Origin of the sequence: Anaerotignum propionicum DSM 1682 (assembly GCF_001561955.1) — a bacterium.
Taxonomy (GTDB): Bacteria; Bacillota; Clostridia; order Lachnospirales; family Anaerotignaceae; genus Chakrabartyella; species Chakrabartyella propionicum.
In genome coordinates this window covers 2,174,652-2,191,858 of the sequence record NZ_CP014223.1, presented here as the reverse complement: position 1 = coordinate 2,191,858, position 17,207 = coordinate 2,174,652, and the positions used below count along the sequence as shown (strand labels likewise).

Annotated in this window: 15 protein-coding genes; 10 read left to right on the top strand and 5 right to left on the bottom strand. The window is 38.0% G+C overall.

Annotated elements, in window-relative coordinates:
* Window positions 1-201 precede the first annotated feature (201 nt).
* The gene (locus CPRO_RS10190; RefSeq protein WP_066051287.1) at window positions 202-1,320 is read left to right on the top strand and encodes a C40 family peptidase; all 1,119 of its coding nucleotides are present in this window, start codon (window positions 202-204) and stop codon (window positions 1,318-1,320) included.
* A 370-nt stretch (window positions 1,321-1,690) separates the two neighbouring features.
* On the opposite strand, the gene CPRO_RS10185 is transcribed toward CPRO_RS10190, so the two are convergent.
* On the bottom strand, window positions 1,691-3,052 hold the full coding sequence (locus CPRO_RS10185; RefSeq protein WP_066051282.1) for a D-alanyl-D-alanine carboxypeptidase family protein: 1,362 nt from the start codon (window positions 3,050-3,052) through the stop codon (window positions 1,691-1,693).
* A 388-nt stretch (window positions 3,053-3,440) separates the two neighbouring features.
* On the opposite strand from CPRO_RS10185, the gene CPRO_RS10180 reads away from it, so the two are divergent.
* The 6 genes from CPRO_RS10180 to holA are packed head-to-tail and all read left to right on the top strand — an operon-like array spanning window position 3,441 to window position 10,205.
* Window positions 3,441-3,713 (top strand): ComEA family DNA-binding protein, encoded by a 273-nt coding sequence (locus CPRO_RS10180; protein ID WP_066053947.1) that lies wholly within the window; start codon window positions 3,441-3,443, stop codon window positions 3,711-3,713.
* Window positions 3,714-3,726: 13 nt separating this feature from the next.
* Window positions 3,727-4,416 carry a response regulator transcription factor gene (locus tag CPRO_RS10175; RefSeq protein WP_066051280.1) on the top strand — a complete coding sequence of 230 codons (690 nt, stop codon included), beginning with the start codon at window positions 3,727-3,729 and terminating at the stop codon, window positions 4,414-4,416.
* The gene (locus CPRO_RS10170; protein WP_082754323.1) at window positions 4,364-5,860 is read left to right on the top strand and encodes a sensor histidine kinase; all 1,497 of its coding nucleotides are present in this window, start codon (window positions 4,364-4,366) and stop codon (window positions 5,858-5,860) included. Before CPRO_RS10175 ends, CPRO_RS10170 begins: the two co-directional genes overlap by 53 nt.
* Window positions 5,861-5,908: 48 nt before the next feature.
* A complete protein-coding gene (locus tag CPRO_RS10165; protein ID WP_066051278.1) occupies window positions 5,909-6,859 on the top strand; it encodes a GerMN domain-containing protein in 951 nt (316 codons plus the stop codon).
* A gap of 9 nt (window positions 6,860-6,868) precedes the next feature.
* Window positions 6,869-9,223: a DNA internalization-related competence protein ComEC/Rec2 gene (locus tag CPRO_RS10160; protein WP_072743659.1), complete on the top strand. Its 2,355-nt coding sequence runs from the start codon at window positions 6,869-6,871 to the stop codon at window positions 9,221-9,223.
* A complete protein-coding gene (holA, locus tag CPRO_RS10155) occupies window positions 9,189-10,205 on the top strand; it encodes a DNA polymerase III subunit delta (RefSeq protein ID WP_066051272.1) in 1,017 nt (338 codons plus the stop codon). The genes CPRO_RS10160 and holA overlap by 35 nt, the downstream gene beginning before the upstream one ends.
* A 148-nt stretch (window positions 10,206-10,353) precedes the next feature.
* Here the strand turns inward: holA and CPRO_RS10150 are convergent, their stop codons facing one another.
* From CPRO_RS10150 to CPRO_RS10135, 4 genes are all read right to left on the bottom strand, one after another.
* Entirely contained in the window at window positions 10,354-10,911 is a 558-nt protein-coding gene (locus CPRO_RS10150; RefSeq protein WP_066051268.1) for a cyclase family protein, read from the bottom strand.
* Window positions 10,912-11,412: 501 nt separating this feature from the next.
* Window positions 11,413-11,985, bottom strand: coding sequence for an ANTAR domain-containing response regulator (locus CPRO_RS10145; protein ID WP_066051265.1), 573 nt, complete (start codon window positions 11,983-11,985; stop codon window positions 11,413-11,415).
* Window positions 11,986-12,012: 27 nt separating this feature from the next.
* Window positions 12,013-13,287: an adenylosuccinate synthase gene (locus CPRO_RS10140; RefSeq protein ID WP_066051261.1), complete on the bottom strand. Its 1,275-nt coding sequence runs from the start codon at window positions 13,285-13,287 to the stop codon at window positions 12,013-12,015.
* 445 nt (window positions 13,288-13,732) lie between these two features.
* Entirely contained in the window at window positions 13,733-14,527 is a 795-nt protein-coding gene (locus CPRO_RS10135) for a 3'-5' exonuclease (protein WP_066051257.1), read from the bottom strand.
* A gap of 391 nt (window positions 14,528-14,918) precedes the next feature.
* Here CPRO_RS10135 and CPRO_RS10130 point away from each other — a divergent pair, with 391 nt between their 5' ends.
* The 3 genes from CPRO_RS10130 to CPRO_RS10120 all read left to right on the top strand — a co-directional run bounded on the left by CPRO_RS10130 (window position 14,919) and on the right by CPRO_RS10120 (window position 16,913).
* On the top strand, window positions 14,919-15,170 hold the full coding sequence (locus tag CPRO_RS10130; RefSeq protein WP_066051256.1) for a hypothetical protein: 252 nt from the start codon (window positions 14,919-14,921) through the stop codon (window positions 15,168-15,170).
* A 20-nt stretch (window positions 15,171-15,190) separates the two neighbouring features.
* Complete coding sequence (locus CPRO_RS10125) at window positions 15,191-16,294, top strand: iron-containing alcohol dehydrogenase family protein (RefSeq protein ID WP_066051253.1); 1,104 nt, start codon at window positions 15,191-15,193, stop codon at window positions 16,292-16,294.
* A 67-nt stretch (window positions 16,295-16,361) separates the two neighbouring features.
* Window positions 16,362-16,913: an N-acetylmuramoyl-L-alanine amidase family protein gene (locus CPRO_RS10120; RefSeq protein ID WP_066051251.1), complete on the top strand. Its 552-nt coding sequence runs from the start codon at window positions 16,362-16,364 to the stop codon at window positions 16,911-16,913.
* Window positions 16,914-17,207: the final 294 nt, after the last annotated feature.

The window sequence follows — 17,207 nt, the reverse complement described above, 5'->3', positions numbered from 1 at the left end:
CTTTTTAAAGAACTTTATCACATTGTGTAGATAAATTTTGAAAGTAAGGAAAACCCCATGAAACCTATCATATTTATGGTTTTTATTTAAAAAATTACATAATTATGGAGAATTACAGTTGACAATTTTCTTAATATTCTTTATACTTAAGTTAACAATTATGTAACAATTTGATTTGATGACTACGGAGGAGAATCTGTTATGATAATTACCAAGGCGTTAAAGCATGTTTGTATTACAACATCAATGATTATGGCTGCTTCCACAGTGGCTTTTGCTGCAGATGCGGGACAAGCTACCGATTCTGCTGTAAATGTTAGAAAAGAAGCGAATGCTGGGGCTGATGTTGTTGGGAAAATAGATAAAGGCTCTGAGTATACGGTGGTTGGAAAAAGTGGAGACTGGTATCAAATCTCTTATGAAGGTGAGAACGCTTTTGTTTCTGCTGACTACTTTGAATTGACAAAAACAGATGCAGTGGCTACAGGCAGCAGCATTAATGTTAGAAAGGCACCTTCGGCTTCGGCAGATTCCTTAGGCAAGTTAAAGGAAGGACAAGAGGTAGTTGTTACTGGTCAAAGCGGCGATTGGTATCGCATTGAGCTTGATGGAGAAACTGCCTATGTTAGCAAGGATTATATCTCAGGAGATCTTTTAACTAAAATTACTTCCGTTGCATCCGCAGCTACAGAAAATGCAGGACAGGAAATAGAGGATACCTATGGTGTGGTTACTTCCTCATCAGGCGTTAAGCTTCGTAAAGAGGCATCTATGATTTCCATTGTTTTAGAAGTATTGCCTTATGGTGCGGAAGTGAATGTTGATCGTGTTGGACAAGACTGGGTTAGAGTTGTAACGGATGATGGTGTAAAGGGTTATGTTAGTTCAGAATTCCTTTCTGTACGTAAAGGCGAACGCACCACCAGATCCAAGGATTCTTCCAAAGGTGCAGAGGTTGTTTCTTTTGCTAAGCAGTACATTGGTACACCTTATGTTTGGGGTGGAACAAATCTTTCTAAAGGCGTAGATTGCTCCGGTTTTGTTTATGCAGTTATGAAAAATTATGGAATCAATCTGAATAGATCTTCTTACTCCATGGTTTCTAATGGAGTTGAGGTTTCCAAGTCTGATTTGCAGGCGGGAGATTTGGTTTTCTTTAATACAGGCGGCAACAGCGGAATCTCTCATGTTGGAATTTATATGGGTGATGGTAATTATATTCACTCAACAGATGGTGCGGCTTATGGCGTAACAACCACTTCTTTAAGCAGCAGCTATAGCGCAAATACATATGTTACAGCAAGACGTGTAATTAGATAATTCTATAGTTGGAAAAATTTTAAGGGCAGATTATCTGCCCTTTTTTGTGCGCTTTATTATATCTTTTGCAATATGAATAATGAACTGTATTTCATGTGGAAATACCAATGTCTGGTGTCTAATTCTTGTGAGTGTATTTTGTATAGAATGAATATGTGTTTCTCCAAAAGGATAAAGCAAAAAATACCCTGTATAGGGTATTTCACATTTTTAGAATGTTTTGACAGGCGTTATTTTCAAGGCACCATTGGAAATGTAACCGCTAACCGGTTTACTGATGTTAACTGTAAAAATGAAATAAATGAATTTCGGTTGTTACAAGAAAAATTCATCAAAATCATCAAAATTTATTCAATATTGAAATAAAAACCTATCTTCTATATTTTTTTCTGCGCAAAGTACGCAGTCTTTTTCTCCTTTTTCTTTTCAAATGGCCGATAGTACGTGTCATTGCAAAGACAATTAGGCATGATAGAAGAATCCCTAATGAAATGGTACCTATTGTTTTAAGAAGTTTCACTTTTGATTCTTTTTCTTGTGTTAAACGAGCTTCTTCAGAGGTTGCGGCTACAGCTGATTGAGCTACAAAGGATGTGGTTATAGTATCTTTTCCTGTTTTTGCTGTAATGGTACCTATTTCTTGTCCCTCTGAAATAGGAGCATCAATCGTTTCTGGGCAGTTGACATCAATTTTGAGGTCTGACAGTGTTGTGTTAGCCGCAATGGTCTTATAAACGTCTTCCTTTGGTACAACCTGAATACTACCCAAGGTGGTTGTTTTATTTTTGTAGGTTTCCACCACATTTACAGTCTTTATGTAATCTCGGGCAGAAAAAACCTTTACAGTTTGAAAATTCGAGAAACCGTATTCAAATAAAGTTTTTGAATCTACATAGTGCTCGGCACCCTTACATTTTAATACAACAGCGATGAGCTGGGTATCTCCCTTTTTTGCAAAGGTAACCAGTGTATTAAGTGCTTCCCAGGTATAACCTGTTTTTCCTCCGGTGGCATATTCATAGTAGTAAATGGATTTTGGGTTAAGCATTTGATGCTGTCCATGAAGATAACGGGTTTCTGTTTGCTTATTTGTTGGTGGGATTTCATAATAAGTATTGCTCATCATTTTTTGATAGGCTTCTTGCTTTAATAGTTCTCTGGCGATGCAAGCCATGTCGTAGGCAGTGGTATAATGGTTTTCATCAAAAAGACCATTTGCATTCAAAAAATTTGTTGATTCACAGCCTAATTCCTTTGCACGTTGGGTCATGTGCTGGGCAAAGGCAGGGATGGATCCATCCACGTATTCCCCGACGGCATTGGCCACTTCGTTGGCAGATCGGAGCAATATGCCATATAAGGCTTGTTCCAAGGTAATCTGCTCGCCCTCTTGCATGGCAATATGGGCACTGCCGGGTTCTATACTGTAAACAGCATCATGGGAAAATGTAATGGTGTCGTTTAGATTTCCTTTTTCCAAGGCTAATAGCACAGTCATAATTTTTGTAATGCTGGCGGGATACATTTTGCTCTTACTATTTTTTTCATATAATATTTCCCCTGTGGTTGCATCCATAAGGATGGCAGCCTCTGCGTTTAACTCAGGGGCTTTTATGGTTTCAGTTGTTACTGGGTTTGTTGGGCTATCCCCTTGTATTGTTTCGCCAAAGGCAGAAAAGCATGGCATAGTTAGAGACAAGGATAGAATAAATATTAAAAATGATTGTTTCATTGACATCTCCTATATAACTTTAACTTTTGGGATTTTTGTGTTAGAATAAAAAGACTTAGGGAGAGAATTAAGTATCTGTTTTAATTTGTAATTTTGATGCGGTAAAAAGTATAATTACTTGTGTTTGCTCCCTGATTTTGTGATAAAATATAAATGTTTGTAAGGGTGTATATCATAATGAAATCCCATTGAATTCATTTTGTTTTATACATACTTTCCAATTATAACAAATTAAGGTGCAAGACAAAAGGGGTTTTTATAAAAATTGGATAAAAAAATGGAAGATTTATCTCTCAAGAAAAAAGGATTACAAATTCTTTTTGCAATTGTTCTGGTTTTTGCAATTACTCTGATTTTTCTTTCAATAAAAGGAGGAAAATCTTTGTGTATGGGCTCTGCCGTTACGGTGGAGGAATTGGAGACCAGATGGACTGGGGAGTACAAGCTTTTTTTACCGGGCACAATTGGGGCAATTAACATTAATACGGCTAACCAAGAAACCTTGGAGTCTTTGCCCGGTGTGGGGAAAAAGCTTGCAAAGGAAATCATAACTTATCGAGAAAAAAACGGACTTTTTCATGGTACAGAGGAAATGATAAATGTCCCCGGAATTGGCATCAAAAAGCTGAATGCCATGAAAGAGTATATTATAGCTGAATAAATAGGAGGTTCTTATGGCATTTCATGTTTTGGTTGTGGATGATGAAAAACTCATTGTAAAAGGTATAAAGTTCTCTTTGGAGCAAGATGGTATGGAGGTTACCCCTGCCTATGATGGCGAGGAAGCCTTGCAGTTGATTAAATCCTCCAGCTTTGATTTGATTGTATTGGACGTAATGTTGCCCAAAATGGATGGGTTGCAGGTTTGCCAGCAGGTAAGAGAGTTTTCTCAGGTGCCTATCATTATGGTTACGGCAAAAGGCGAAGATATGGATAAAATTATGGGATTGGAGTATGGTGCGGATGACTATATTACAAAACCCTTTAATATTTTGGAGTTGAAGGCGAGAATCAAAGCTATTTTACGCCGTAGTGTGAAGAAAGGTCCCGCGGAGGGTGTTGCCAAGAATATTTTAAAGGCAAGGGACTTGGAACTTTCTTATGATAGCCGCCGTGTGTTTATTCAAGGCAAAGAAATTAATCTTACAGCCAAGGAATTTGATTTATTGGAGCTTTTGATGGAGAATCCCGGGAAAGTTTACAGCCGGGAAAAGCTGCTAGATACTGTATGGGGTTATGACTACCCGGGGGATGTGCGTACGGTTGATGTTCATGTCCGTCGACTAAGGGAGAAAATTGAAGCAAATCCCAGTGAACCCAAATACATTTTTACAAAATGGGGAGTTGGTTATTATTTTAATTAAGAGTAAACAACCTGAACGGAAAGAGAAGAAACCTCATTTTCTTAGCTTGCGTTGGATTCTCTTGGCCACCTACGTTGTGGTAGGTATTGTTCCTCTGCTTTTAATTGCAAGTACTATACTACATTCCGTACAGGATTATTTTATTGAAGAACGGAAAAAGGAATTACTCAGCGAGGCAAATGTGATCTCCGGGCAGATAACCTCCCATGATTATATGTTTAATAAGGATGATCGGGATTCATTGGAAGAGACCATGCTAGAGATGAGCCATCAAAATGATTTTCGAGTTTTGGTATTAGATTCCTCTTGCTTGGTAGTGTATGATACCGGTTACAGTGAAGTTGGAAAGACGGTTTTCATCTCCGAAGTCATAGAGGCTTTAGGGAATAAGGATATTGCCAGAGTGCAGGAGGATGGCGTGGTCTATGCGGCAGTTTCCATTTCCGGAAGCAACAACAGCCGTGTGGGTGTGGTTTTGGTTTCTGATGATTTGAGTGATATTTCGGTGACTGTAAGCAATATTGCAAAGAAGGGTAACTTGCTTTTGGCAGGCCTTGCCATTATTGTGATAATCATCATGATTATTATGTCTCAAATTTTTACAGAGCCAATCAAGAAGCTGATCAAAGTCATTCAAAAAATGTCTGAGGGCCATTTTGAACAAAGGGTTCAGGTGCATTCTCAAATTCATAATGAAATGGTGGATTTGGCCTTGGCATGTAATCAAATGGCGGATCAGCTTGAGAAGGTGGAGTCTACAAGACAGCAGTTTGTTTCTAATGTTTCTCATGAATTAAAAACGCCGCTAAGCTCTATTAAGGTTTTAAGCGAATCCATCTTACTGCAAGAGGATGTGCCGAAAGAAATGTATGTTGAATTTCTCCATGATATTAATTCCGAGGTTGATAGAATGGCGGCAATTATTAATGATCTTTTGACTTTGGTTAAACTGGATCAAAAAGAGGTTCCTTTGAACTTTAAAGAATTGGATTTGAATGAGATGCTGGAGGGGATTATCAAGAGGCTTCTTCCCTTGGCAAAAGAAAAAAATATCCACATTCGTTATGAAAAAGTAAAAGATATCACAGCCACAGTAGATGAAATGAAGCTGACCTTAGCTGTTGCAAATTTAGTTGATAATGCAATTAAATATACGCCTGAGGGCGGTGAAGTGGAAATGAAACTGGATGCAGATCATCAAAATGTTTTTATTAGTGTGGCAGATACAGGAATTGGTATTCCTGATGATGAGGTAGCCAGAGTTTTTGAGAGATTTTACCGTGTAGACAAAACTCGAGATAGAGAAACAGGAGGCACGGGTTTGGGACTTTCTATCACCCATAGTACAATTATGATGCACAATGGGAGCATAAAGGTTTACAGCAAGGAGGATGAAGGTACTACCATATTGGTGCGAATTCCGATACGTCAAAATGTATCATAAAATTTGTAATAAGGCCTTTTTATAGAAAGCTAAGAAGGAGGATGGATTTTGGCAAAACTAAAAAAAGTAATTTCTATTATTGTAATTGTAGGGATGGCTTTACTGGTTATCGTTTCAGTGGGTTTATTTTTAAAGGAACAATTCTTTGATGATGGGGAAAGTACCACTGAGCTTTACTATATGAGTGCCAATGGAAAAATGAAAGCAACGGAAATAGATATCCAGACGGGGTCTGAGGTTGATATGATCCATGCAATTTTGGAGGATTTAAGAGCTGGAGTGAAGTCAGATGGAATTAAACCTACGATTCCTCCGGCTTTGGGAGTAAACTCTGTTGTCATCGCAGAAAATGTTGCTACGATAGACTTTAATTCCGCTTACTATGGCTTAAGCAGTGTGGACGAAGTGATTTGCCGCTCATCTATTGTATGGTCGCTGACTTCCCTTAAGTTTTTGAATTCTGTGGTGTTTACCGTAGAGGGTGTACCCCTGAAATCAAGAACTGGCGAAGTCTATGGGGAAATGAATCGTGAGAATGTATTGATTGATCCTTCTGTTTCAGCTACCACAACGGAATATGCTATTTTGAAATTATATTTCTCCAATGCCGATGCCACAGACTTGATAGTGGAAGATCGGGTAGTTGAAGTTAATGCAAATCAACCAAGAGAAAAAACAATATTAGAACAGCTGATAGCGGGGCCTAAGGAAAAAGGCAACTACGCAACGATACCAACTGAAACAAAAATTATGGATATAACCACCACCAGCGATGGTGTTTGCTATGTAAACTTAAGTCAGGAATTTGTTGCAAAACACAATGGAGGCTCAACAGGAGAATTGCTTACAATCTACTCTATTGTTAATTCTCTTTCAGAGTTGGATAATGTGAAAAAGGTTCAATTTCTGATTGAGGGGGAAAAAGTAGAGGCCTTCAAAGGCCATATTGATTTTAGCACCCCTTTTGTTGCTGTTAAGAGTTTAAAAACGGTAAGTTAAGATATTGCTATGAAAATAAAAAGACCGGCCCTTTGGGCACTGATATTCATGATGTGTGGAATATATATGCGGCTAGGTATATCTAAAGAGATATGCCTCGCTTTTTTCGTTTTTTCTCTTCTACTAATTTCACATTTTGTGATGAAAAAGAACATAAAAATGGCAGGCACATTTATTGTAATGGTGATCCTTGGCTTTTTTTTAGCAGGAGATGCTGTGAAACCCTCCTATTCAGGATTAGAGGGACAAGACTTTGTCAAATATGAGGGGATAATTTTTGAGGAAGGGAAAACTTCCTCAGGAAATCAAAAGCTGTTTATGCGTTTGCAGCTGCCTTTTCAAGAAGAGCAGAATAAGACAGTAGGACTATATGCAATTTGGACAGGAGAGAATTCCTTTCAAATTGGAGATGAAATTTTGATTACAGGAGCGGTTTTGCCCTTAGAAGGGAAAACAGTTCCTGGTGGTTACGATGAGAGGTTATATCTAAAGACAAAGAGTATTGATTACAAAATGTATCCTGAGATGATTGAGAAGATTGGTGAAAACAAAAATCTTTTTATGAAATTGCAAGAGATAAAACAACGGGTCTTTGCTGTGTTCGATACGGTTCTACCTCAGAGAGAAAGTGGGATACTAAAAGCAATGGTAACGGGGGAGAGGGATGATATAGACCAAGAAACCAGAGATTTATACATAAAAGCTGGAATCAATCATATTCTCTGCGTTTCAGGTCTTCACGTTTCTATCTTTGTGCTCTTGATTCATTTTCTTATGGAAAAATGCTTGAAGCAGAGTAAGCGGACAGTGTCATTGGTCACTATAGCCTGCTGCTTGTTTTTTTTGATTTTTACAGGATTTTCCCCTTCCTCAGTTAGAGCGGTCATTATGATTACTGTAGCTTTACTTGGGCGGGTTTTCTTTAGAAGAAGTGATATGTTGAACAATGTGGCTATTGCCGCCCTCTTTCTTTTACTTTATCAGCCGTTATATTTATGGAATGCAGGTTTTCAGCTATCATTTATTACTGTGGTGGGCATTTGGATGGGTTTACAGGTTGTTTCCAACGAAACAGATATTATGAGCAAAATGAAGAAAACTTTCATTCTTTCTTTATATGCATCGCTGTTTAGCTATCCCCTTGTGGCATATCATTTTTTTCATATTTCTTTGATTGGCGTTTTTTTAAATTTACTGGTTTTGCCTCTTTGTGCTCCTTTGCTTTTCTTCGCTTTTTTAACGGGGATAGGGGGGCTGATTTTTCCGCCCATAGCAGCAATTTCCGCAGGAGGAGCCTACGGGATTTTAAAGTTTTATCAAATAGTATGCACCATTGGGGTTTCTGTTCCCGGAGGCTATCTATTGATTGGAGCGCCTTCCCTGCTTACCATTGCGATATATTATATTATTTTGTATATGTGTAGTTTTTACGGTAGGAAGTTATGCAATGAAAAAGCCATCCTTTGTGCAATGATTGCTTTGGGATTTTCTGCATTTGGGAATAGGATGATTTTTCATAAGAATACCGTCGCCTTTTTGGATGTGGGACAAGGGGATTCCACGGTTATTTCTACTTACGATGGTAGAGCTGTGGTGATTGATGGCGGCGGCTGGTTCGGTACGGAAATAGGGAAGAATTCGGGAATGAAAGTAGTAAAGCCTTATTTAGAATATCTGGGAGTAAAGGAATTGGATGGAATTTTTTTAACCCATTTTGATTCCGATCATATGATTGGCGTTGTTGAGCTTTGCCAAAGCTTACCCACAAAAGCCGTATATCTGTCGGAGTATCCTTGTTCTGATATGGAAAAATGGCATCTCTTAAAAGAAGTATTGGAAAAACAGGGAATTATGCTGTATACTGTGAAGGAAAATGACATATCAAATTGGGGGAACCGCGGAGAGATTTCTTGTTATTATCCTCCCGATGGTGTGAAATTTATTGGCGAAAATGATAACCATGGATCACTGGTTTTAAAATACGACTATGGTGGAACAAAGATTTTGTTCACTGGAGATGCAGCAGTGGAGGACGAGAGAATTCTTCTTACAAAAGGAGTGGATGTTTCGGCGCAAATTTTAAAACTGGGACATCACGGTTCAAAAAATTCAAGCTGTGAAGCTTTTTTAGAGGCTGTTGCCCCTCAGGTGGGTATCATATCCTGCGGCAACGAGAATCGATATGGTCACCCCCATGAAGATACATTAAATAGAGTGAATGAACAGAGGATCACTGTTTATCGAACGGATAAGCAGGGAACTATTTTAGCGGAAATATCTCCAAAGGGCAGCTATGAATTGGATGCTGTTGCAGAAAGGGAGGCAGTTTATGAAGGAATTAAAAAAACAATGGAAAAACGGTGAGTTTTTGAGTTGTTATCTATTTTATGGCTCCGAAACCTATTTAATTAAAAATTATGAGAAGGCACTTATGGATGCAATATTATCTTCCGGTTCTGAAATGATGAACCACGATATTTTTGAGGAAAAGCGGGCAAGTGCTGACGCAATTATGGATGCTGCTGATACATTACCTTTTTTAAATGAAAAACGACTGATTACCATTAAAAACAGTGGTTTCTTTCAAAAAGGAAATGCTAAGGAGGAAGGGGAGAAATTGCTTGACTATTTCTCAAATTTGCCTGAAAGCGTGTGCATTCTTTTTATAGAAGAAAAGGTTGAAAAAAATAGTCGCCTTTACAAAGCTGTAACGAAAAATGGAGAAGCCGTTGAGTTTAAAACGCCCACTGAAAAGGAATTAACAGCTTGGTTGAAAAAAGAATGTGCCAAAAATGGGGTTTCCATTGAAAATAGTGTCATACAGTTCTTTCTTCAGACCGTTGAAAGTGATATGGAAAATATCATACGAGAGCTGCAAAAGCTAATTTCTTATAAAGGTAACCAAGGCAGTATTGAAATAGAGGATGTGAAGGAAGTCACCACGCCCTCGTTGGAGGCAAAGGTGTTTGATTTGGTTCGTGCCGTAGCAGAGGAAAAGCCGGCAAAGGCTATATCCATTTATCGGAATTTATTACTTTTAAAAGAATCGCCTTATATGGTACTTTCCTTGATTACAAGGCAATTTCGAATGATTTTTACCAGTTCCCTTTTGTTTGAAGATGGATTATCCTATGTTGAAATTGGGCAGAAGCTGGAAATCAGAGATTTTGCTGTAAAAGAATATGTTAGACAGGCAAAACGTTTTTCGAAGGAAGAATGGAAAATGGCTCTTGAGGATTGCTTGAAGACGGATTTGGACATAAAGACAGGGCGAGCCGCTGAAGAAGGGGCTGTGGAACTGCTGATTATGAAATATAGCAGTAAAGCGCTGAGAACCAGTGGGTAAAATAAGGATAGGGACATCCAATTGAATTTAAGGATGTCCCTTTTTATGTACTGTAAAGAGGAGGAATGGAATAGGAATCTTGACAATGCCCCTCCTTAAATGGAAAGGGAACATATATAGTAAGTGTATGAGCTTAAATTAACACTTCTTACAGCTTTGCAACTACACGGCAAGGTAAGCCTGTCATTTCCGCAAAATTCATAGGGCATATATAGGCTTGAAAATAAATGCCATACTTGAGTAAATCTGAAAGATTACACAAGTTTTCCACTATGAAAAGTCCTCTTTCGGCGCAAAATTGATCCATTGGGGTATGCTCCTGCCCACGGCGAACCCCAGCAAAATCAATTCCAATGATAGAAACACCTTTTTCCACCAATGCTTCAATTAAGTCGACAGAAAGCTGAGGATGCTCAGAAAAATAGGCATGGCTACCGTAGCCTACTTTTTCAATAAAGCCAGTGTAAAAAGCAATAAACATTTCTGATTTTACCTTTTCTAAGTCAATATCTAATGTTTCAATTTCTCGATTTACAATTTGGCTGACATCAAAGACAATTGCATTGCGCTCCATATATTCTAAAGGAAACTCTTTGTTCATCACATCAAAATGGGTTCCTAAGTGTCCAAAGAGAGCTTTTTTCTCATTCCCTTGAGCATCAAAAACCATTTTTGGTGTGATTTTTAACGTGATATCAATTAGCATTGTATTCCTCCGATTTTGTTGTTTACTTATTCAAGTAAGTGTCTGATAACTTTGTGAATAACTAAAACGTTTGTGTATTTTAGATGGTAAGAAACGTTAAACTTCTTCCACGGAAGGGACTTTTACATGTTCACCTTTTAAAGCCATATTTTTATAATCTTCTTTGCATGGAATGGTATGTTTAATTTTACTGAATATTATAATTTTGAGGCCACTTCTTTTCAAAAATATTGGACTTGGTTTTCAGCGTTGCTTAATTTAATGAATGTCTATATACATATAAATTCATAAGAAAAGCGAACTTTCAAATTTTAGTTTTCTGCATATTTGATATCAAATCTATTGAGCAAAGAAAAATTTTCTTCCTTGACCTTTGTTCTTTAAGTCCTTGTACACATTATATTGCAAAATTTTATTCTTATCAACAAAAAACAACGGACATTTAGTATAAGAAATAAAAAACAGCGACATCCCTAATTACTTGGATATCGCCATTTAAGTTTATATTTCGTGATAAGATTTTAAAATATTGTTTGCAACTTCCAGCTTACTTTGTCTGCAATCCATGGCATGCTTTTCAATATAGCGATGGGCCTGAGGCTCAGTCATGTGCAGATGCTGAATTAACAGACATTTTGCCCTGTGAACAGTACGGAATTCAGTAAGCTGCTTTTGAAGCTTTTTATTCTTTTCCTGTATTTTTGCAATGCGATTTTCAAAAGCAATTGCAAATTTTACAGTGCGCTCAAATTCTGAACGCTTAAAAGGCTTATAAAGAATAAGAATGCCGTAGTCTTCTCCGCTGTATTCCTTTATGTTTCTATAGGATTCAGGTAGCAACAATACAACAGAAGCATCTGTTCTTTGTGTCATAAAAATCGCTAAATCCTGGGCGGATTCACTTGGCAGAGGAGCATTTATGATAATGAGAGAAGGTGTTTCGGAAGCAATTAATTCTTTTGCCTGCTTGCTGTTGGAAGCGTAGAAAATTTGAGACGAAGAATAGTAGTCCAAAAGGCCAACCAAATTTTCTTTCTCCGTCTCCTTTCCTGCTATAATCAATATCTGATTCATAAAGCTCCTCCTTTCAATTTTTAGTTGTTAAAACATAGTAATATATGCATCTCTTTCTGCTCCAACGGAAACATACTTTATGGGGCAACCAACGGCTTCTTCAATATATTTGACATAATCAAGAGCTTCTTTTGGTAAATCTGCAACACTACGGCATCCGCTGATATCACAGTTCCAACCCTTTATGGTTTCAACAATGGGTTCTGCATCTTTCAAAACAGCGGAGTAAGGGAATTCTGTTACTTCTTCTCCATTGATTTTATATTTTGTGCATACGGGAATTTCATCTAAATAAGATAAAACGTCCATTTTTGTCAATGCGATTTCACTACATCCCTGTACACGAATGCCGTAACGGCTTGCTACAACATCAAAGGGACCTACACGACGAGGTCTGCCTGTTGCAGCACCATATTCTCCGCCGGCTTCTCTTAAGGCATCTGCCCCTGCACCAAACATTTCACAGGTAAAAGGACCTTCACCAACGCAGCTGGAATAAGCCTTCATGATACCGATAACGCTATCCAACTGCAAGTTGGGAACACCTGCACCAATAGGCGCATAGGCAGCAATGGTTGAAGATGAAGAGGTGAAAGGATAGATACCAAAATCGATATCTCTCAGTGCACCTAACTGCGCTTCAAACATAATTTTCTTGCCTGCTTTTTCGGCCTCTGTAATGTACAAGCCGGTGTCAATAATGTTATCCTTGAAAGGCGTACCAAAGGTATCCAACCACTGCAAAACTTCTTCATACTGAACGGGGGCAGCATGATAAACACCTTCGATAACCAGATTTTTATAAGCCACCAGATTTTTGAGTGTAGCTGGATAAGTTTCAGGATGGAGCAAATCACCCATACGTAAGCATTTTTTCATATATTTATCGCCGTAAACTGGGGAGATACCTCTACGGGTTGAGCCAAACTTGGCATCCCCTAGGCGATCCTCCTCCAAGCAATCCAATAGCTTATGATAAGGTAGGCAAATGATGGCCTTGTCACTGATTTTCAGGTTCTCGGCTGTGATTTTTACGCCGGCGCTTTTCAAGCGGTCAACCTCATGATAAAGATGCTCAAGGTCAATAGCCATGCCATTTCCCATGATGTTTACTACATCTTCCCGCAAAATGCCGGAAGGAAGAAGATTTAAAACAAATTTTCCTAAATGGTTAATTACGGTATGCCCGGCGTTATTACCGCCCTGATATCTGCAAACAATATCATAATCATGTGAAAGCAGGTCAACCATACGACCTTTGCCCTCATCTCCCCAGTTGGTTCCAACGATAGAAGTTAACATGAAGATAGCCTCCTTAAATTTTGATATAAAAAATAATGATTGAACTTTTGTATCATATAGAAATTTTAATAGCGTTAATGAGGAATGTCAATGGAGCGCATAATGAATTATTATGCTATTTTTTAGAATTATTAATCATTAGTAAATTTTTATTTCAAAATTACAGGCATTTTGGTTCGTAAAAAGGCATGTTTTTCTATTTTGCTGCTGTTTTTATTTTCGCAAAAAATAAAATAATATGAAAGTTTATGCAAAAAAAGCGGAATAAATAAATTCAAATTTGGCATAGAAATTTTTTATACCCACTATTAATAATCGAATGAAAAAAGCACCGATGACATTTTTAAATGCCATTGATGCAGATTGTATTTTATAATATAGATAAATGCTAAGGTTACAAGTTGTACTTCATAAATTTTCTTTCCCATCCCATTTTTTACTTAAACTAGTTTTCAACGTTCTCAGTTGTACGTTTTTTCTTCTTTTTTTCTGAATTTTGGCTGTCAAATGTATGGGCACGGCCTAGAAAATATGCAATTTTAATCAGTTTTTTTTCTTCCGTTGTTAATTCCTTTTCCGTTAAATCAGCAATATGACGTAGCAAAGCCGCCATGTTTGTTCGGGGTGCCTTGGGCACTGAAATCATCAGAGCTGCAGGTTTAAAGGTTGCGGGAGACAGCTCTTTGGGTCGCACAACTTTAAAAACTTTCGCTGTATATATTGCATCAAATAAAGCATCGTGAAAGGGTGAGTCAACGGTGATTTTCAGCTCTGTCACTGCGTTTTTCAGTCCGATTGCTTGTCCGGCTTCATAATTCAAAAATGCAGAAGCGAATTTTTGTACATTCAGATATTTATTGGGTATGCTGTTGGTATCCAGTTTATAGTATAAAATATTCCGAAATAGGGATTTAATATCATCCGTGCCCCAAGTGCAAAGGATTGCATCCTTATCTGAGATAAAAGAGGCAAAGTGCTGAAAGGCTTCGGTAAAGTCCGGTTGGGCTTTTAACTTTTCTTCGGTGATTCCGGTTATTTTTTCAACAAAAGGATGTAATCTCGGATAGATTTTAGGCTGAATCAATGCATTAAAAGTATCTATTTGCTGAAAAGAATCATTTAATTTTACAGCGCCGATTTGAATGATTTCAAAGGGACATTCAGGCACCGGAGCAACTGCCTCACCTGTTTTGAAAGGAAAGGATTGATTGAACTCTAAATCCAAAACGATATAATTCATGAAAGTTCCTCCTGTCTGAACCAAGTATACACCATTTTTCATATGAAGGGAAGAAGGAAATTTGAGCTTTGGATTATCTATTTTTGTAAAAATAGCATGAAAAATATGTAGTCTTTCGGGAATGATAGAAGGTTATGCTAGAATATTTTTAAGTGTGGTCATACTGGTTTTATCCGTGCACATTTTAGTCCATAATGGTTTGAAATGTTTGGAATAGTCATTCACCATGGTTTAGCTAAACGGGGAAAATGGCTTATTGAATACTTTACAGGGAGAATTGAATTATAAATTAAAGTTCTTTTATGATTGAATCATGAATTATCTTGTAACTATAATTGTCAGGTGATAAAATGAGATGAAAATGGCATACAAAAGCTTAAGGAGGCAAAACATGAAGCTTCATTTTACGGAAGAACAAAAAAAACAAGAACTAAACAAACTTTATTTGGAAGAGGATGACCTTCTCTTGGAAGCTGAATTTGTGGAAGGGGAAGGCAGAAAATTTTTAATTTCCGGTGTCGCTACTATTGAAGGAGAAAGATACCACGAGTTTGAAATTATATGTGAGTTAGCAGAGGATGCTTCTGAAGATCCAGTTTCTGTTATAAATACAGATTGGGTTTGGTATGATTTTAATTTCTAACATAAAAAGGAGGAAAAAATATGGATCAATTTAAATTTTTTATGCCTGCGGAAACTTTTTTTGGCCGCGGATGTATCCTTGAAAATAAAGAATCTTTTTTGACATTGGGCACTAAAGCAATGCTGATTACAGGACGCAGCTCTGCCAAGAAAAATGGTGCGCAAAAGGATGTTACGGATGCGTTGGATGCATGCAAGATTCCTTGGGTGTTATTTGATGAAATCGGTGAAAACCCCGATGTGGAAACCGTGGTAAAAGCAGCAAAGATGGCTCATCAGGAGAAGGTTGACTTTCTGATTGGGATTGGGGGAGGTTCTCCTATGGATGCGGCAAAGGCGATTGCTGTTTTGGCAGCAAACCCCCAAGCTGACAGTGAAATTTTATTTACTCAGCCAGATGCAAAGGCTTTGACTGTGGCGGAAATTCCAACAACAGCAGGAACAGGCTCAGAAGTAACCCAATATTCCATAATGACCCTTCATGAGAAACGTACAAAGCGGGCCATCATACAAAAGGTCTTTGCCAAGGCTTCTTTCTTAGATCCGAAATATATGGATGAGCTTTCTGCAGAAATTACAAATAACACTGCTGTGGATGCGTTAACCCATCTGATTGAAAGCTACTTATCTGTGAATGCCAACTTTTTTAGTGAAAAAATCGTTGAGCTGGGACTATCTTTATTTAAAGATTGCATACCTGCGCTTAAGGAGAGGGTATATACCTCTGAAGTGAGAGATAAGCTCATGCTGGCATCCGCTTTGGCAGGGGTTGCCATCGCCCAGACCAGTACCTCCATTCCCCATTGTCTTGGTTATTTTTTGACTTATGAAAAGGGCATTCCCCACGGGAGAGCAAATGGTATCGTGACACAGGCTTATTTAGAAATGTTCCCCAAGGTAGATAAAAAGGTGGGGCAGCTTCTGCATTGCTTGGACATGAACAGTATTGAGGATATGGGTGCATTTTTGAAGGATGTTTTGCATACTTCAGAAACATTTACCGTTGAAGAAGTGGCTTACTACACAGAGCGAGCCATGGAAAGTCCCCAGAAAATTGCAACCTTCCCATATCCTGCTGTAAAAGAAGATATTTTCAAGGTGTATGAAAAGAGTCTCCTTTCCTAAGAAATAGGACAATTTTCAAAATTCCCCTTTTTTCATAAGCTAATAGAAAAACGTGGGGGGAGATTTTATGCCGAGAGTATATCTTAGCCCATCCTTGCAAAACTATAATCTTTTTATAAATGGCGGCAGTGAAGAGGAATATGTAAACCTAATTGCGGATGCCATGGAGCCATACCTGTTTGCTTCAGGAATAGAATTTACAAGAAACGAGCCGGAGATGCCGTTATCTCAAGTGATTGTAGATGTAAATACAGGTGACTATGATGTGTTTTTTTCCATCCATACAACCACAGCGCCTCCTTTCTTAACGGGTAAACTGCAAGGAGCAAAGGTGCTTTACTATTCCAAAAATCCTTATGGAAATGAGCTGGCTCAAGCCGTTGTGAAAAATATAAAAAGCCTTTATCCCGTTCCCAAGAAGGTGAAGGTTTTACCCTCTGCCACACAAAAGGAATTAATGCAGACAACGCCGCCGGCAGTGGTAGTGGCATTGGGATATAATGATAACATAGATGACGCGCAGTGGATTAAGGATAATGTTCACTATCTTGGAAGGGAGCTTTCTCGTTCCTTGGCAGAATATTTTGGGATTTCTTTTGTAGAACCAGAAGAGGATTAACGTTCTTTGTGGACATATGGAAATTAAATGGACAGTATAAATTTTAGATGATATTAAAAAAGTACGCCCCTTCTGCAGACATTTTTGCAAAGGGGGCATTTTTTATATGAAAGCTCAGAATAAAACCTCGCCAATGCAGCGAGGTAAAGTAAGTTCCTTATGAAAGGTAATCTATAATTGAAGAACAAGTTGTCACTGAATTTTATTTATAATAATTTGCTATCACGTTACGAATCATCGGATAGAGCAAGGCATACCCTGCGTTACTCAGATGAATTCCGTCAAATTGAAAGA